We start from the raw sequence: 18,177 nt of genomic DNA, 5'->3' as shown, positions 1-18,177 counted from the left end.
AGTAGGTTTGCCTCAAAATAACAAGTATTAGGTTCTTTTAAATTCCTCGAAATTTCCCCTAAGATAATTTACTGCAAATGCCGAACATCGGTCCAGTTACTATTCGTTCTAATTAAATCAATAAGTTGTTGGTATAGACTTCCTTCCTTAAATGATTGGTAATAAGTAAACGATTCACCGTTAATATCTTTAACAAATTCTCGAGCCAAAAACTGCCAATTTCTTTCGGTATCGCCTTTAACTTTTGGCTGGTTGTCAACTATTTCTTTAGGTAATGGCAGCTCTCTCCATGTTTTATTTTCATCCCAAATGTATAAAGGACCCATGCCGTAATGCCCTTTAATATAAATAGCTCCTTTTGTGCCATAGAATACGATATGGTCTTCGTTGAACCGTGGGTTAAGACCGCCATGTTTAAATAGGATAGAAACAGGTTTGTTCGCAATTTTACTTTCTAGTTGAGCCATTACGGTATATGACCATTCTACATTACTTTCTCCCCATTTAAGCGAAGGGTCATTAAGGTCTTCTGGGATATGATCTCGTCTATTTTTAAAATTATGAACACCTTTAACAATAGGAGCCCTTCCTAAATCATCACGAACTTCTCCAAGTATCGATAAAATATTTTCACCAATAACCGATGTTGCAATAGACATCATATGGGTAAAGTTGTTGTTTAAACGACCACCACCATCTTCTTTGCGATGAGACCAACCAAAAGGAATATCACGCTCTAGATTAAAGTGAGATATAAACTCTGCCTCTACTGGTTCCCCAATTACGCCCTCTGCTACTAATTGTTTTGCATGTATAACACAGGGCATATAACGAAAGCTAGATGCAAATGCAGTTTTTACATTTTTCTTTTTTGCAAGGTCAAATAACTCTAATGCAGATTCTCCAGTATCGGTCAATGGCTTGTCGCTGTATACATGACAACCAAACTCAATGGCTTGCTTTATGGTTTCGAAATGTGCACCACCTGGGGTGGCTATAGATACGATATCGGGCTTACAATCTACCAATGCTTTTTGCCAATCGGTACCGTAATATGAAATAGCCATTTTTTTAGCGACCTCTTTAACCACATTTGGTGTTCTACCAACTATACCTACAACCTCTGCACCTACTGCCCTAAATGTATCGGCATGTCCTTGTCCAGCAAATCCGGTTCCTGAAATCAGGACTTTTAATTTTCTATCCATGTGTAGCTCTTTCAATAAATATTAGTTCTGTAAGATGTATTTTACCAGTTCCATAAAGTTCCATCTTCCAAACGACTAACGGGGAGATAAGAGCGTTTGTAAGGATATTTTTTAGCAGCTTCTTCATCAAAATCAACTCCCCAGCCAGGTTTGTCATCCATGTAAAGTAAGCCTTGCTTCAACTCAATTTCATATTTAAAAACTTCATTAAGTTCTGGAGTGCCAAAACCAATAAATTCTTGAATACCAAAATTAGGTGCCCATAGATTAAAATGCATATGAGCCATTAAACAAATAGGGGATAGATCAGGAGCTCCATGAGGAGCCATACGAACATGATATAGTGAAGCGAAGTCGGCCAATTTTTTTAACGGGGTCAATCCGCCACCATGAGTTACTGCAGTTCGTACATAATCAATCCACTGATTTTGTATCATCTCTTTAGCATCCCAAATGGTGTTAAATTTTTCGCCCGTAGCCAGAGGAGTATTAGTATGTTCTCTTATAACTTTATAACCTTCGGCATTTTCTGTGGTCACTGCATCTTCAATAAAAAGAAGATTATACGGTTCTAAGAGTTTACATAGTCTTGCAGCTTCAATTGGCGTAAGTCTACTGTGTACATCATGGCAAAGTGCTATGTCAAAACCAAATTTATCTCTAGCCTGTTTAAAAAGTTCAGGAATAAAGTTCATGTACTTACTAGTAGACCATTCTTGTTCTGGCGGTAAGGGTCTATTACCTTGCAATTCGTAATAGTTTTTTTTGCCTTCCATAGTGCCGTAAGTACCTTTTGTTTTAGGTATGGTGCATTGCAAACGAACCGCTTTGTAGCCATCTTTTATCATGGCCCCTAGGTTTTGAAGAACCTCTTCAATGCTTTCGCCATTAGCATGACCGTAAATGGTAACACCTTTTCTACTTTTTCCTCCAAGTAATTGGTAAACTGGCATATTAGCAAGTTTTCCTTTAATGTCCCAAAGAGCCATATCTATTGCAGCAATAGCAGCAATACTTACAGCCCCATTTTGCCAGTAGGCGCCTTTATATAAATAATTCCAAATATCTTCAATTTGATGGGCATCCTTACCTAAAAGGCATGGTGTAATATGTTCTTCTATATAGGTTACAACGGCCATTTCCCTGCCGTTAAGTGTAGCATCACCTAGTCCGTAAGTGCCATCTTCTGTTATGATCTTAACAGTAACAAAATTGCGACCAGGACAGCAAACAAAAACTTTTATGTCGGTTATTTTCATACGAGAATCTAATTTGATTGCTATTTGGATTTCAATTTAAAACATAGCTATTCAAGAGATTAGTAACAGTTAAATATTACTCTTGGGTAGGTAAAGTACCAGGGCCAACTGTTGCTTCTCTAAACCAAACTTCGGTATAGCTACCGTTTGCATATTGCTGATCAATATCACCGTCATATACATCGGCACCTGTGCTCCAAACAATATTATCTTCAGGAGATTTGCCATTGGTTTGATTGTATGCACCTTGTTTGAAATACTGAATTTCGCCTGCGTATGCATTTTCACGTTCTAGACCATCTCGACCAATTGAAGCATATAAGGTTTTGATTTGTTCTGGAATTACTTTAGTAAATTCAGACGCTAATAGGTTCTTAGTGAATTTTACTGTTTCATGTCCGTCACTCTTAAAAGTCAGGTACATGATGCCTTTATAGACATTGATTTCATAGCTAAACTCTTCACCTAATTCGATACCATTTTCGGGTTCTGCAGGAGGTGTTGTAGCATCAGCCCCAACAACGGACATATCATTGCCCCAAACAGCCGAAGAGTAATCCCATCTTTTTGAATTATCACCTTCTGTATTAATCTCATAATTCCAGAAAACAGAACCTTTTGTATGCCCCGGAAATTTCTTGTAGAATATTTTTATCGGTTCATTCTCATGTCCTTCATCACTATGTATTTGTCCTACCACAACAGCATAAGAAGCGGCAACTCTTGCATCGCCAGAAGTAGATACATGTTGCACTTTTAAAGTCCCGGTTAATTTCCCCCCAGTCTCAGGGATCCAATGTGCTTTTTGACCTAACTCTGTTCTGGTATTACTAGATGTTTTTGAAGTAATACCACTGTTAGGTGTTTTGTAAACTACCCAATCCGTTTTTCCATCATTGGCAACATAAAAGAAATCATCTTTGGCGTAATCTTTAAGATTATCTTCATAGGTGCCATCACCTAATAGAATTTTCCATTCGTTCATAAACGGAATAATATCGCTAGGATATTTTACAGCCGTTTCAATTTCGGTTGTTGCTTCTTCGTTAGTATCTGAAGCTTTCTTTGAATTGTCTTTGCAGGCGAATAATACAAATACTACAATGATGGTAAATAGTGATTTTTTCATTTTATAATGTTCTTACGAGAGTGAGTTTAATACATCAGTTTAAGAGGCAAATTTTCTTCAACTAGAATTTTACCAGAGTTTTTTATTTCGTTATCTGAATACCTGTTGTTTTTAGCGCCCCAAAGGCGAGCTACTATTTGTACAGGGTTGTCAATGAATTTATTGTTGGCAAGATTTACATTGATAATACCATAGGTGTTAAGAAGTAGACCTTCTTCTGCTTTCGATCCACAATTAGTAAATGTGCTATTGTTCACTATCAAATTACCACCAACGGTAGATTCGTCGTAGCCACCTCTGTAATAATCGATCACATTACTTGCAACGCCATCGAATAGGCAATCCTCAATGGTAATGTTCTCGGCATTGTATTCACCTTTGTCATCAGTTTCTTCAGATAGTTCTAAACCATTCGCACAATCTTTAATTTGTGTAGATTTAAAAGTAATATATTCAGAGAATGACAATTTGTAGGCTTTTAAAACATAATCGAAATTCGATATTTCACAATCAATTACGGTAAGGTTGTAAAGGCTAGACATATTGTTCTTTAAACTGGCAAAAGCATATTGTTCATTGTTGCCAATTAGATGAACATTTTTAAGGGTAAGTTGACCTTTTGGGTTCATTTCAAATGCTGCGGTTTCAGCAGCTCCGTTGTATTGGATAGTAGTTTTTTGCGCAGCTTGAATGGTAACTATTTTATCAATTTTTATAGGTGAACCTACATCATAGCGAGCAGATGATAAAAGAATAGTATCTCCACTACTTGCATTGGTAAGAGCACTGGTAAGTTCGGCAACGGTACTTGCTGAATGAGTTTTGTTTTCAGTGTTCTTTGAAGTTGTGTTAGCATACCAGTCAGGACCGTATTGAGATACATCCATCATATTCTTTTTATTTAAAGGCTTGCCGACCACAGCACCGACCTTATTACTGTCAGCTCTAGAGTTACCGAATAAATCATCGGTGATTTGGTCAAATTCAAATCCGTTATAAAGTTTGAAATCATCTAGTGAATTATCAGGCATTAAAATAGATTCATCAACTACGGTAGTCCCAAAATCTTGTTGTGTGAGTCCGTCAACAACATCAAACATTAGACCTTGATTATTGATAACATTGCTTTTAAAATCAATACCATTTATAGAGTCGTGTGCAACGATAGGTTGTTTGTCACCGTTATCATTGTAAATAAGATTATTTGCTACAATAGTTCGTATTGGTGTGGCAGATCGAATCTCAGATTTAGGCAGAATATCTATTTGGTCAGTATTGGATCCTACGCCAAATTGCCATGGCGATACACAATTCACCCATGAATTGTTAGCGATAACAACATCGGTAACCTGTAAATATCTATTCAATGGCGATTTCGGAATACCGTTCATTACTGCAAGCGGACTCCTAAAAGTTTTCCCGTTTAAATTGTAGAAATAGTTATTAGTGACCCAGTGTCCCGTTCCAATTAAACGTACACCACCAATTTGTTCAGAATTTTCATCCCCAATAAACATATTACCATCGATAATGCAGTAATTACCATGCCTGGTAACTAAAGAACCTTCGCTTTTGAAAAATACATTGTTTCTAAATTCATTGAAATTTGTCTTACTAGAGATGACTTCTACTTCACCATTACAGTGGTCAAAATAATTATTGGCAACAAGAGTGTAGCTTGGTGCCATTGAGGTAAAACTATTGCCGATTTGTATGGTCTCTGCACTTGGGCCCCCTTTTGGTGGTCGAGGTCCGAAATAGTTATTGGTAATTTTATGATAGTTCTTTATACTGTTATTTCCTGCAAGGTCAACTCTTACTGTTGGTCCTCTATTAGATTTTCCGGCAATGTAGCAATGGTCTAGCTCATTGTGTCGTCCTTTAAAAAGCACCCATAAATCGGTATCATTTCGTTGAGATTTATTGAAATCTATAATTGTACTATTGATAACCTTAGAATGATTAGCGACCGAATCTTCACTAATTCCAAAATCGATAACCGCTTCAGAAGGCGATGATCCATTGGTAAATTGGAGTCCGTCAACTACTAAATACTCACCCGCAAGTTTTAAATTAGAGGTGCCCGTTATTAAAACTTTTCCAGGTGTTTCAGCTCGCAGTGTAATTGGTTTTTGCTCATTACCATAGGCAATAAATTTTATCGTAACATCTTTCCAATCCCCATTCGCCATAATAATTTCATCGCCGGGTTCTGCTTTAGATATGGCAGTGTTCAACGCATTAATATCTTTTACGGTTATCGCACGGTCATTAGAATTTTCACCGCATGAGACCAGTAAAAGAAGGGTAGCTAATAGTATGAAGCACTTTTTCATTATAGAATTGTTAGATTGGTTGAACTTTAAAAGGCTTAAAAAGAGGGGTTTTTAAGTGTAATAGCAATAAACTGGTAAACCAGTTTGGTTTACCAAAAATACATATATTTGTAAGAATCGCAACTATTTAACATAAAACCAATTATCCGATTATAAAAAGGTAATTAAAAATGATAGAAGATAAAAAAGTATTATCAAGAAGAAATTTTACGAAGTTATCTACTGCAGCTCTTGCAAGTGTACCATTTATAGGGCTACCTAATGAGCTTTTTAATCCGAAAAAGACCTTTAATGAAGATATTCAGGTGAATGTATTCTCTAAGCATTTACAATTTTTAGATTATAATGAAATGTCGGCTGCTGCGGCAGAAATCGGTTTTAACGGACTAGATTTGACCGTACGCCCAAAAGGGCATGTATTACCAGAGAGAGTTGTCGATGATTTACCTAAAGCGGTAGAAGCAATGAAAAAGTATGGTTTGAATCCGCAAATGCTGACCACAAATGTTTGGGGATTAGTCGATGATACAGAAATGAAGGTGTTATCAACAGCGAGCTCAACTGGTTTTAGTCATTACCGAACCGGGTGGCTGATGTATCCCGAAGATATATCAATAGAAGAAAGTCAGGCGAAATATGCAGGCGAGGCAATTAATCTGTCAGAGGTTAATAAAAATTTGGGCTTGATAGGATGTTATCAAAATCATGCAGGCAATCATGTAGGGGCACCAATTTGGGATCTACCACCCATTTTATCAAAATCTAATACTGATTATTTAGGATGTCAATATGATATTAGACACGCGGTAGTCGAAGGCGGTACCAGTTGGCAATTAGACCTACGTCGTATAGAATCTTTAATAAAATCAATAGTTATAAAAGATTTTAAATGGGGATACAAAGACGGAAAATGGCAACCGATCAATACTCCGTTAGGGGAGGGTATGGTAGATTTTAAAAGTTATTTTTCATTACTTAAAAAGTATAAGATCAATGTGCCAATATCGCTACATTTAGAATATGATTTAGGAGGAGCCGAACATGGAGCTTCCCATATTACAATAGATAAAAAAGTAGTCTTTGCAAACATGAAAAGAGATTTGCTTTTCATCAAGAATGCTTGGCAAAGCGCTGAATAATAAAAACGTATACACACTTATAATGACCAAACTATCAACCGCAACAAGAGAGAAATTAAGAAAGGTAAGCACGGCAACCGTTGCCACTTGCCTCTTTAAAAAAGGACTTAAAAATCAGTTTATACAAAGTGTAAGACCATTAAAATTAGGTAGACCAACCATGGTGGGCGAGGCATATACATTGCGGTATATACCAGCACGAGAAGATTTAAATCCTATCACTATTTTTAGGGATCCTAAGCATTTACAGAGAGTAGCCGTTGAAGAATGTCCAGAAGGTAGTGTAATGGTTATAGATAGTAGGCAAAATGCAAGAGCGGCCTCTGCAGGTTCTATTTTGGTGACAAGATTAATGGTAAGAAAAGCTGCGGGTATCATTACCGATGGTGGTTTTCGAGATTCTGCCGAGATCGCAGATTTAGATTTTTCATCATATCACAATAGACCAACAGCACCTACAAATCTAACTTTACACCAAGCTATTGCTATAAATGATCCTATTGGTTGTGGTGATGTAGCCGTTTTTCCTGGGGATATTATATTAGGAGATGATGACGGAGTAATGGTGATACCGGCACATCTTGCCGATGAGGTTGCCGATGAATGTATTCAGATGACCTTGTATGAAGATTTCGTATTGGAAATGGTACAAGGAGGGGAACCTGTGATAGGACTCTACCCCATGGTAAGTGAAGATGCAAAAGTAAAGTTCGAGAAATGGAAGTTAGGTAAGATGTAATTCACTTATTTAAGTAAAAAATAAAAAAGGTGATTAGCGCTATAATAGAACTTATCACTTTTTTTTTATGTAAAAAATTTTAGAAGTTTATTCTATTCACCCCCTCTAGCAGGATAATCGTTCTTGTTGACATAATCGATGGCATTTAATATATCGTCCCAATTTGGTCTAGCAAAAGGCATCGTTTGTACGGCACTTGCATAGAGGGTATTATCAGGTCTGATTAAAAATAGACCAGGTTCAGAAAATGCATCGGGTTCTTTTTCAGAAGTTTTTTTAGAAATAAATAATCCCCATTCACGAGCAGTTTCAATAGGTAAATTATACCCTACCGGCAGTTCTGCAATTTTCCATTCCTTTCCAGCTTTTTTTGCACGTTCTTCACTATCGCTACTAATGGCAATTAAGTGCACTCCTCGGTCACTAAAATCTTTTAGTCTTTTGGTCAAAGCTTCTAGGTAACTCTTACAAACGGGGCAATGAAGACCTCGGTAAAAGACCAGCATAGTAAACGATTTACTAGTCTGATCATATAAATTCCATTGCGTATCATTAATTAAAGGTAGTTTTAGTTCAGGTACTTGAGCTGTGGGTTTTATCATGATAATATTATCTTTTTATTAGTATATAATAAAGGTATAGTAGACTTTTACAAAAGCTTAGTTGCATACCTTTTAGAATTGATGCAATACATAAATATGTAAACAGCTATTTATTGATTATCTATTAACCATTTCTCGTACTTAGCCAATTGCGAGCTAGATAATATAGTTTCTAATTGACGAGTACGCTCACTTTCAATCGTTCCTAACATTTCGCCACTTGCCATATTAGCTTGTTTGCTTTTAAATTGGTCCATTGCAGTACTAAATTTGCGTATTTGCTCGTCGGTCATTTCTAAAGATGAATACATTGGTGCGTATTCTTTTGAAGAATTTGATGATTTTATCGCTGTCGATGTTTCATTATTTAGCGTAGTGCTATTATTAGTTATAACCGCAGTGTTTGAAGTGGTATTAGAAGTTTCTTGAGCAGCCATACTATCTTTCGAGTTTTTTGTACTTGTTTTCTTAGTGCTATAGCATGATGTTAATACTATGGTTAATGCTAACATCGATATCATTTTAATTTTCATAACGTATTTATTTAAAGATTCTTTGGTGAAATTATATCTTAAAACACGGGCCATTAGTCGCAATCAAATTAATAATTGACGCAACTAATAGCAGTACTAGATTAATATTCAAATTAATAGATGTGATTATTGAGTATTTTTTGTAAGAAAAAGAATACCTTTTAATTCTTATTATTCGGTGAAAGTTGGTATCTTATATTTTATTTGGCAGTTCATTCTTCAAAGCGATATATGTTCAATCTTGTATATAAATCTGTAGCAAATTCCCTTTCACCGGCACAAATTGATGAAATTCTGGTTGAGTCTAGAAACTTCAATGATAAGCTTGATATTACCGGATGTCTTATCTATCATGATGGATTTTTTATCCAATACTTAGAAGGCAATGTGGATATTGTTTCGGAGCTCTTTGAAAAAATTAGGGTAGATGCTCGTCACTATGAAGTTATCCTGCTTTCTAAAGGCAGTATTTATACTAGAGAGTTTGATACTTGGAGCATGGCATATCTATCAAATAATCTTCCGAATGAAGCTTTTCAGTATATAAAACTAATGGTTAATCCCGAATTCTATATTCCTAATATGTCCGTTGTACCAAATCCGACTTCAAAACGATTTTGGTTGGCGGCCAAGCTGTTATTGAATAAAATAGGGCATGAGAATTTCAATAAAGACCGGTGATATACCTATTACGTAATCGCGCTATCTAGTGTAATTAATAATTCATTTCATACTAAGATTCAAGATAACCGAATTTCAAAATTATATTGGTTTTCTGGCATGTTATATAAGCTGAATTAGCCGGGGTTTGTTGACAATGTAGAGCTATTTAACAATAGGATTATTTTAAGTAGATTTTCAGCAAATTTCTCAGAATAGTCATGTATGTCAGTTAGACTCTCGACACTTTTTAAATCTTCGCATCTCTTGCTAAAATCTAAAGCACATTTCTCATTTTCAAATTCGATTATGGGCATTGCTTCTGTTAGTACTGTGTGCACTTTTAAGGCATTACCCTTGGTGTAATAGTCGAGCTGATACTGTTGCAGATGCAATGAGAGTTCATTACTGGTTTTAAATGCCATAATTTATTTTTATAAATTAAATGGGGGAGCATTTGTTTACTAACGCAAAATAAATGTAAGTATTTTACTACATATATTATTTTTTTTAGATGGTAATTACAATTATTATGCTATTGAGTTATTTTTCGATTTTATTGGTAGAATTTTAAATGCGATTTCCTCTTAATTTTGGAGGACATACTGTTCTTATATAGAAATAATGGAAAAATTAAATATATATATTGCGGATGACGATTTCGATGATCGTGATTTTTTTATGGAGGCGTTGAATGATATTCCTATAGAAACAGAAGTATCTCAATTTAATAATGGAGTCGATTTAATGGATAGATTATTCTCTGATGATAAATTACCACAAGTAATATTTTTAGATTTATATATGCCTATTATGGATGGTTTTGAATGCCTTATCGATATTAGAAACTTCAAGAAGTTCAATAACATTTACATTATCGCCTATTCTTCAATATATAGGGATAGGGAAGTAAATCAGCTAAAAGAAGATGGCGCTAATCAATTCTTAAAAAAATCATCTTCTTTAAAAGAGCTAAAACAATTATTGTATAAATCTTTAAAACAGGTACCGATAGAAAATGAACAGGTGGTGTTAAAAGATGAATTTGTAGTGCTGATCTAATTGAGGTGTACTTCGCTTATTGCAAATCAATTGATTGATAATGAGATTTTAGGGGGAATTAAAGAATCATTTTTTAGCTCTTTAAATCGCTATTGGAAATTATAATCTGTATTTTTAATTCACCAAAATAGCTATCAAAATAACCATTATGAAAACTTTTTTTCAAATTGCTTTAGTCATTATGTTCATGACTACAAGTGTTACAGAAATGTATGGTCAAAAAAAATTAGACCAACAAGCTGTTACCGATTTACAGAAAACACCTAAATATGGTTTTATACTTACCTCAGAAAGGCATTTTAGGGGCGTGTTAAGTATGTATGACCTTCTGGTTGAAAACGGAGTAGAAATAGAGGAATACGAAATTGTTGTAAAAGGCAAAGTGGTAACGTTATTGACCAAAGACTCTGAACTTGAAGAGTTTTTTCAAAAATATAAGGGTAAGGTAAAAGTAAGTGTGTGCAGTGTTGCCATGGAAAAACTTGGCGTAGCAGAAGAAACTCTTTTTGATGGTCTGGATGTTACCCCGACTGCTTCTGTACGAATGTTACAATTACAAGCGAATGGTTACAATACGTTGACCTACTAAGAAATAAATACGAATCGATAGCTAGTTTCTAGATTTGTTATCGGTTTATAAGCTAAGGTGTTAGCTCTTATTATACCTATAGCTAAATAATTGAAAAGAAAAAGCCGCTAAAACAGAGTTTTAGCGGCTTTTTATATCATATTCGCTTCTATAAACAATTTCTATATTTGTCTAATTATAGTGTTAGACCGAAGGTGTATTTTTAATTCATAATTACCACTACGGTTTATATTATTATATAGTATTCATTTCGGCGAAAACCATGCCTAAATCTTTAATTTACAACACATAAAATGAAAGTCTGTATTGCCGAAAAACCATCTGTAGCTCGAGAAATTGCTTCCGTTCTTGGGGCAAATTCCAAACATGATGGCTATTATGAAGGCAACGGCTATGCGGTAACGTATACATTTGGGCATCTATGTACACTTAAAGAGCCAAACGATTACAAACCTCATTGGAAAAGTTGGGATTTAAATAACCTACCAATGTTACCCGAACATTTTGAAACCAAAGTGACTAAAGATGCTGGTATTCAAAAACAGTTTAAAATCATAAAACAATTATTCGATAAAGCAGAAGTCGTCATAAACTGTGGTGATGCTGGGCAAGAAGGAGAATTAATTCAACGCTGGGTATTGAACCAAGCGAACTATAAAGGTAAGGTTGAGCGACTTTGGATTTCGTCATTGACCACCGAAGCTATAAAAGAAGGTTTTAATAACTTAAAACCATCTACAGACTACGATAATTTATATTATGCAGGTTTTTCTCGTGCTATAGGCGATTGGCTTTTGGGTATGAACGCAACCCGTTTGTATACCTTAAAACATGGTGGCTACAAACAAGTGTTATCTGTGGGGCGTGTGCAAACCCCAACCTTGGCAATGTTAGTAGATCGGTTTAAAGAGATAGAGAATTTTAAGCCGCAACCCTATTGGGAGCTACAAACATTATATCGCGATACCTTGTTCAGCTATGAAGAAGGTCGTTTTTTAAAAGTAGAAGATGGTGAGAAACTTGCTAATATTGTTAAAGAACACGATTTCGAAATTGTTTCCACGACAAAAAAAGCGGGCAATGAATATGCACCAAAGCTTTTCGATCTAACAGGTTTGCAAGTGTATTGTAACACCAAATTCGGATTCAGTGCAGACGAAACGTTAAAAATCGTTCAGAAATTATATGAGCAAAAAGTAGTAACCTACCCTAGAGTAGATACTACATTTTTGCCAAATGATGTATACCCTAAAGTACCAGGTATACTTAAGAATCTTACCAAGTACGATACGCTAACCAAACCTCTTGACGGCAAAAAAATAAAGAAAACCAAAAAGGTTTTTGATGATAGTAAGGTGACAGATCACCATGCCATTATTCCCACAGGTCAGCAAATGAACTTGCAATATAATCAGCAGCAAGTTTATGATATTATTGTACGTCGTTTTATAGCCGTATTTTATCCAGATTGTAAAGTCTCGAATACAACGGTAATAGGAAAGGCGGACACAGTAAATTTTAAAACCACCGGAAAAGAGATTTTAGAAAAAGGATGGCGAGTTGTTTTCGATACTTCGACTACGCTCAGTAACCAAAAAAGTAAAGAATCGGGACTATTACCAACGTTTAAGAAAGGCGAAAAAGGACCGCATGAACCATCTTTTCTTGAGAAACAAACCAAGCCACCAAAGCAATATACCGAAGCTTCGCTCTTACGTGCCATGGAAACCGCTGGTAAAAAAGTAGATGACGATGAACTTCGTGAGCTAATGAAAGAAAATGGTATTGGTCGACCTTCTACGCGTGCTAATATAATTGAGACCTTGTTTCGTAGAAAATATATAAAGAGAGATAAAAAACTGGTATTACCTACCGTCACTGGTATTCAGTTAATAGATACCATTCAAAATGAAATGCTGAAATCTGCCGAGCTTACCGGTAAATGGGAAAAGCAATTAAAGGATATTGAAAAAGGTACATTTAGCGCTGGTAGTTTTATTAAACAGATGAAGCAAATGGTAGACCGATTGGTTTATGATGTGCGTAGTGAAACTAGAAAGGCAAATATCTCGGCTGTAAATAATAAGCCAGCAACAGCGGCTAAGAAAAAAGCAGTTGAAAAGGCTAAAGGAATTACATCAGAGTTTTGCCCTAAATGTAAAAAAGGAACCATTCGAAAAGGGAAATCAGCTTACGGTTGCTCTGAGTTTAATAAGACTTGCGATTTTGTTATTCCTTTTAAATTTGAAGGGAAAACTATTTCAGAAAAGCAATTTATCAGGTTGTTTCAAAAAGGGTCAACAGTAAACTTAAAAGGCTTTAAAGTCAATAATACTTCGGTTGAAGGTTTGGTTAGATTTGATGATGGCTTTAAGTTGAAGTTAGAACCTAAAAAGGGTAAAGTTCAAGCAAAGCCAACATCCGAAGAAAATAGTTGCCCGAAATGCAACAAGGGAATTATTTTAAAAGGAAAATCGGCTTATGGTTGTAGCGAATACAAAGCTGGTTGCGACTTTAGGTGTAGTTTCGATACCATTCGTGAAAAAGCAAAAGGTCGACCATTGACCAAAGAGTTGGTTTTTAAAATATTTGGGGAGGTCTAAAATGCTTCATTAGTTAATTACGGTCAATTCTAATTTCAATTGTTCTCTCATCGCACTGTTTCTTACACATTGAAAATTGAGTATAACTTCATGGTAATTATGGTTAAAATTTCACTTGATTGAATTAAATTTTGAATGGTACTGCAGCTAATTTTACGTATTGTAATTTAAATCTGTATGACATTCAAACCTGCAAAAGTGGCTATAATAGGTAGTGGTGCAACGACTATATATTTGCTTAGACATATTTTTAAAAACATAGCTGTTTTAAAATCAGAAATTACGCAGATTTCCATTTTTGAAAAGGCGGATATTACAGGTATGGGAATGCCATATAGCCCCAATACCACAGATATTTATAACATGGCCAACATTTCTTCAGAAGAAATACCAGAGCTATTTATAAGTTTTGCTGATTGGTTAAGAGAGCAGCCAGAAGATATATTGCAACGATTTCATATTCAGAAATCAGAAATAAGCGATGCTAAGGTGTATAGCCGTTTAGCTTTAGGCTTGTATTTTCGGTCTCAATATGAGCGTTGTATTGCGAGTTTACAAAATAGTGGTATTCGTATAGTAGAACATCCGTCGGTAGAAATAATTGATATCAATCCTAAAAATGACACGTATGAGCTTATCACTAAAAACATGTCATCTTTTATAACTGATAAGGTGATCATAGCTACCGGTCATTCTTGGTCAGAGCAAGATAATTTAAAAACCAATTTTTATAGTTCACCTTGGCCTATATCAAAAATTCTCCCTTCCGATGGTGAAATCTATAATTTTCCAATTGGTATTCTGGGTGCCTCTTTAAGCGCTTTTGATGTTGTTGCCTCTATTGCAAATCGCCATGGTACTTTCTCTAAAAACGGACAAAAATTGGTATATCATCCTTCTGAAAACACCACTGAGTTTAAACTGGTGTTGCATGATGCGAATGGTTGGTTGCCAAATTTGCAATACGAACAAGATGAGCCCATGCGCGAAATTTATCGGCATGCTTCAAGAGAAGATATCTTTCAGATTTTAGATGACCAAAAACATTTAAGAATACATACGTATTTTGATGAAATTTGCAAACCTGCGCTTCAAAAGGCGTTTTTAAAAGACAATCTTTCTGCGCTCGCTATTAAATTAAAAGATCCCAATTTCGGATTTAAAGAGTTCGTTACCCGTATGTCTGAAAGGCATGAGTATGAAAATGCTTTTGAAGGCATGAAAAAAGAGATGGTAGAGGCTAAAAATTCTGTACTAAACGACAAACCTATTCATTGGAAAGAGGTTATAGATGATTTAATGTATACTTTAAACTATCATGCAGAGCTTATGCCGGCAGAAGACCATGTATTTTTTCGCAAAGAAGTGAAGCCGTTTTTAATGAATGTTATTGCCGCCTTGCCACTTCAATCTGGCTAAATTCTACTTGCCCTTTATGAGGCTGGTAAATTAACATTGCAAAGCGGGCTAGTAGAAATTGAAGAACCATTGCCTACCGATGAGGTTACAAAAATTAAGCTTTCACAGAACGATTCTTACGAGCAATTTGAATACAAAATGTTCATTAGTTGTGGTGGTCAAAAAGATTTAGAACTTAGCGATTATCCATTTAAAACATTAGTCAGCGAAAACTATATAAGTTCGGCAAAAGCTATTTTAGCAGAGCCAGATAAATTAGATAAAGACAACTATAATATCATCACCGAAGGTTCTAAATCATTTATAGAAATTGGGGGTATAGCTATAGATGCATCTTACCGAATTCGAAATACAGATGGTATACCTAACGATACTATTTATGATGTTTCTTTTACTCATGCCTCTGGTTTAAGACCGTATTCATACGGGTTACAGGCTTGCAGTGCCACAACCGAAATAATGGTGACAAATTGGGTTAATTTCAGTAATCGAGAAGGTCTTAATCAAGGTTCTATTGAACAAGTTTCTAAAGTGTATAGTGAAAATACACACCTTTAATCAGGCTTTTTCTAGATATAATTACACCCTTAATTAACCGAGTTATCGTTATTAAGTAATGGTAACATTTTTTGTTACTATACATACCTGTTACTAGATTAAAACCAAAGTGCGTTTTATTCATCACAGTGTTCTAATTATCATTTTATAAAAGGGTACCACTTAAAAATATCAATTCTGGTATGAATATATTTTAGAAGTCTTTTTGTGTGTATTGTTCTTAAAATGTGGAACAATTTGTTAGTAATGTCTGTTAATATCGACAATAAAAGTCCCTAATTAGGTCTATAATTCACTGTGGTCTATTATTTCATATTTTATTATTTTTGCATGTTAATCTCACGGATGGATATTTTAAAAAGAAATAACGTAAAGGTTTTTGGCAATGGTACCCAAGTGATCATGTTTGCTCATGGTTTTGGCTGTGATCAGAATATGTGGCGTTTTATCTCACCGGCCTTCGTGGATGATTATAAAATAGTCCAATTTGATTATGTGGGTTGTGGTAAGTCTGACCCCAGCGCATATAACGAAGGTAAATATGGTTCTTTATATGGGTATGCTCAAGATGTTTTAGATATCTGTGATGCATTAAATCTGCAGAATGTTATTTTTATTGGTCACTCTGTAAGCTCTATGATCGGGGTATTGGCAAGTTTACAGGCTCCTAAAGTATTTAAGAACTTAATACTGGTATCTCCTTCCTCGAAATATATTAATGATACAGATTATGTTGGCGGCTTCTCGAAAGAAGATTTAGAAGGTTTACTAGATGTGATGGACAATAATTACACCGGATGGGCAAAATTTCTAGCACCAATGGTTATGAAGAATGCTGAGAGACCTGAACTAACCGAAGAGTTAGAAAATAGTTTTTGCGCAGCTGATCCTGCAATAAATAGAAATTTCGCGAGGGTGACATTTTTTTCTGATAATCGTGATGATATCGTAAGAGTAAAGTTGCCGACCTTAATTCTGCAATGTGCAGAAGATGATATTGCACCAGATACTGTTGGCGAATTTATTCATAAGAAAATTAGTGGAAGTACAATTGTTAGGATGAATGCAACCGGACATTGTCCGCATATGAGCCATCCCAAGGAAACTGTTGCTGCCATTAAAAAATATTTAACCAAAGCCGGATAAAATTAAAAGCATGAACGAAACTTCTGAAAATGAATGGAAGAGTATGTACAGCAACTCTCCAGGCTTTAATTTTACATTATCAGATAGTGGAGAACTACTTTTATCGAATAATCATTTCAAAGATTCTTTAGGGTTTAATAATTCGCAGCATGCAAAAATCAATGATATTCTTGATTCTGGGAGTATGATTTATTTTCGCGTACATCTAAAACCTTTAATAGAATTACAAGAAAAAGCAAGTGAGGTATTTTTGTCATTTAAAACAAAAGAGGGCAAATCATTGCCTGTAGTTTTAGATGCAGTTCGGGTTTGTGAAAACGATATTGTCAAAATTCATTTTACAGGAGTAAGCATACCGAATAGAAATGAATATGAATCAGAAATTATAAAATCAAGAGATAAGGCACTAAAAGAGCTATTAGAAAATACTGAAAATGTAAAGTTAAAAAAGGCACTTAATGCGAGCGATGAATTGATTGAACGTCAGCTTCAGCAAATTGTAGAATTCAATGAGCAGCATAAGCAAATGGCCAAGGTTCTTTCGCATGATTTACAAGAACCTCTTAGAAAAATCGGACTATTTGGTAGCTTAATGCAAAATTTAGATGCAGAAGTTAAATTAAACCTCTCTAAAATTTTAAAATCTTCAGAACGGCTCCGAAATCTTTTAATTAGTATTCAACGGTTACATGCCATCGATAGCGAAAATTTCAAAATCTCGAATGTTGATTTGAATCTTGTTATTGAAAACGTTAGAAAAAGGTTTTCGATATCGAATAATGAAATGATTACCATGGAAGGAGAATTTTTTAATTTTCCTGCAGATGCTATCTATCTAGAAAGCTTGTTCATTGAATTGGTCGACAATTCTTTGAAATTTCAAAGACCCGATGTGCCATTGAAGATTTCGGTGACCACAGATTACTTTATGCAAAACATTTTTAGCGAAACAGAAGATAAATTTGAATACGGAAAATTTGTTCGTATAGTCTATGCCGATAACGGTATTGGTTTTGATAAAAAATATGCCGATAAGGTTTTTAATTTATTTGAAAAACTTCATTTGAACGAAGGTTTGGGTATTGGTCTTACGTATGCCAAAAGAATAATGACGTTACATAAGGGAAGCATATCAATAGAATCAAAAAGAAATATTGGTACAGAAATTACGCTGTTATTACCTAATTTTTAAATT

At 35.0% G+C, this 18,177-nt stretch carries 17 protein-coding genes; 10 read left to right on the top strand and 7 right to left on the bottom strand.

The annotated features are described in order from the left end of the window. Window positions 1-68: 68 nt before the first annotated feature. The 4 genes from ACPF9A_RS06025 to ACPF9A_RS06010 form a co-directional block, all read right to left on the bottom strand. Window positions 69-1,208: a Gfo/Idh/MocA family protein gene (locus ACPF9A_RS06025; RefSeq protein ID WP_424002578.1), complete on the bottom strand. Its 1,140-nt coding sequence runs from the start codon at window positions 1,206-1,208 to the stop codon at window positions 69-71. A 41-nt stretch (window positions 1,209-1,249) separates the two neighbouring features. Next, the gene (gene manD, locus ACPF9A_RS06020; RefSeq protein WP_424002576.1) at window positions 1,250-2,467 is read right to left on the bottom strand and encodes a D-mannonate dehydratase ManD; all 1,218 of its coding nucleotides are present in this window, start codon (window positions 2,465-2,467) and stop codon (window positions 1,250-1,252) included. 76 nt (window positions 2,468-2,543) lie between these two features. Beyond that, entirely contained in the window at window positions 2,544-3,596 is a 1,053-nt protein-coding gene (locus ACPF9A_RS06015) for a polysaccharide lyase family 7 protein (RefSeq protein WP_424002574.1), read from the bottom strand. 26 nt (window positions 3,597-3,622) lie between these two features. Continuing rightward, window positions 3,623-5,932 carry a chondroitinase-B domain-containing protein gene (locus tag ACPF9A_RS06010; protein ID WP_424002572.1) on the bottom strand — a complete coding sequence of 770 codons (2,310 nt, stop codon included), beginning with the start codon at window positions 5,930-5,932 and terminating at the stop codon, window positions 3,623-3,625. 170 nt (window positions 5,933-6,102) lie between these two features. Here ACPF9A_RS06010 and ACPF9A_RS06005 point away from each other — a divergent pair, with 170 nt between their 5' ends. Both ACPF9A_RS06005 and ACPF9A_RS06000 read left to right on the top strand, forming a co-directional pair. Next, complete coding sequence (locus ACPF9A_RS06005) at window positions 6,103-7,071, top strand: sugar phosphate isomerase/epimerase family protein (RefSeq protein ID WP_424002570.1); 969 nt, start codon at window positions 6,103-6,105, stop codon at window positions 7,069-7,071. A 22-nt stretch (window positions 7,072-7,093) separates the two neighbouring features. Then, window positions 7,094-7,810: a ribonuclease activity regulator RraA gene (locus ACPF9A_RS06000; RefSeq protein ID WP_424002568.1), complete on the top strand. Its 717-nt coding sequence runs from the start codon at window positions 7,094-7,096 to the stop codon at window positions 7,808-7,810. A 92-nt stretch (window positions 7,811-7,902) separates the two neighbouring features. Here the strand turns inward: ACPF9A_RS06000 and ACPF9A_RS05995 are convergent, their stop codons facing one another. Continuing rightward, window positions 7,903-8,412, bottom strand: coding sequence for a peroxiredoxin-like family protein (locus ACPF9A_RS05995; RefSeq protein ID WP_424002566.1), 510 nt, complete (start codon window positions 8,410-8,412; stop codon window positions 7,903-7,905). 110 nt (window positions 8,413-8,522) lie between these two features. Continuing rightward, window positions 8,523-8,945: a hypothetical protein gene (locus ACPF9A_RS05990; RefSeq protein WP_424002564.1), complete on the bottom strand. Its 423-nt coding sequence runs from the start codon at window positions 8,943-8,945 to the stop codon at window positions 8,523-8,525. Window positions 8,946-9,176: 231 nt separating this feature from the next. Between ACPF9A_RS05990 and ACPF9A_RS05985 the strand changes: the two genes are divergently transcribed. Further along, window positions 9,177-9,626: a BLUF domain-containing protein gene (locus tag ACPF9A_RS05985; RefSeq protein WP_424002562.1), complete on the top strand. Its 450-nt coding sequence runs from the start codon at window positions 9,177-9,179 to the stop codon at window positions 9,624-9,626. A gap of 116 nt (window positions 9,627-9,742) precedes the next feature. Here ACPF9A_RS05985 and ACPF9A_RS05980 read toward each other — a convergent pair whose 3' ends face one another. Continuing rightward, on the bottom strand, window positions 9,743-10,030 hold the full coding sequence (locus ACPF9A_RS05980; protein WP_424002560.1) for a hypothetical protein: 288 nt from the start codon (window positions 10,028-10,030) through the stop codon (window positions 9,743-9,745). 199 nt (window positions 10,031-10,229) lie between these two features. Between ACPF9A_RS05980 and ACPF9A_RS05975 the strand changes: the two genes are divergently transcribed. The 7 genes from ACPF9A_RS05975 to ACPF9A_RS05945 all read left to right on the top strand — a co-directional run bounded on the left by ACPF9A_RS05975 (window position 10,230) and on the right by ACPF9A_RS05945 (window position 18,174). Next, window positions 10,230-10,667 carry a response regulator gene (locus ACPF9A_RS05975; protein ID WP_424002558.1) on the top strand — a complete coding sequence of 146 codons (438 nt, stop codon included), beginning with the start codon at window positions 10,230-10,232 and terminating at the stop codon, window positions 10,665-10,667. Window positions 10,668-10,815: 148 nt separating this feature from the next. Further along, window positions 10,816-11,256: a DsrE family protein gene (locus ACPF9A_RS05970; protein ID WP_424002556.1), complete on the top strand. Its 441-nt coding sequence runs from the start codon at window positions 10,816-10,818 to the stop codon at window positions 11,254-11,256. 293 nt (window positions 11,257-11,549) lie between these two features. Beyond that, on the top strand, window positions 11,550-13,859 hold the full coding sequence (locus ACPF9A_RS05965) for a DNA topoisomerase 3 (RefSeq protein WP_424002554.1): 2,310 nt from the start codon (window positions 11,550-11,552) through the stop codon (window positions 13,857-13,859). 177 nt (window positions 13,860-14,036) lie between these two features. Next, entirely contained in the window at window positions 14,037-15,278 is a 1,242-nt protein-coding gene (locus ACPF9A_RS05960; RefSeq protein WP_424002552.1) for an FAD/NAD(P)-binding protein, read from the top strand. 36 nt (window positions 15,279-15,314) lie between these two features. Next, on the top strand, window positions 15,315-15,836 hold the full coding sequence (locus tag ACPF9A_RS05955) for a hypothetical protein (protein ID WP_424002550.1): 522 nt from the start codon (window positions 15,315-15,317) through the stop codon (window positions 15,834-15,836). A 345-nt stretch (window positions 15,837-16,181) separates the two neighbouring features. Next, complete coding sequence (locus tag ACPF9A_RS05950) at window positions 16,182-16,982, top strand: alpha/beta fold hydrolase (RefSeq protein ID WP_424002548.1); 801 nt, start codon at window positions 16,182-16,184, stop codon at window positions 16,980-16,982. 10 nt (window positions 16,983-16,992) lie between these two features. Continuing rightward, window positions 16,993-18,174, top strand: a complete 1,182-nt coding sequence (locus tag ACPF9A_RS05945) for a sensor histidine kinase (protein WP_424002546.1) — start codon at window positions 16,993-16,995, stop codon at window positions 18,172-18,174. Window positions 18,175-18,177: the final 3 nt, after the last annotated feature.

The sequence above is a fragment of the Maribacter sp. IgM3_T14_3 genome (assembly GCF_049603095.1).
In the GTDB taxonomy this organism is placed as follows: domain Bacteria; phylum Bacteroidota; class Bacteroidia; order Flavobacteriales; family Flavobacteriaceae; genus Maribacter.
This window is presented reverse-complemented; position numbering and strand designations above follow the sequence as displayed.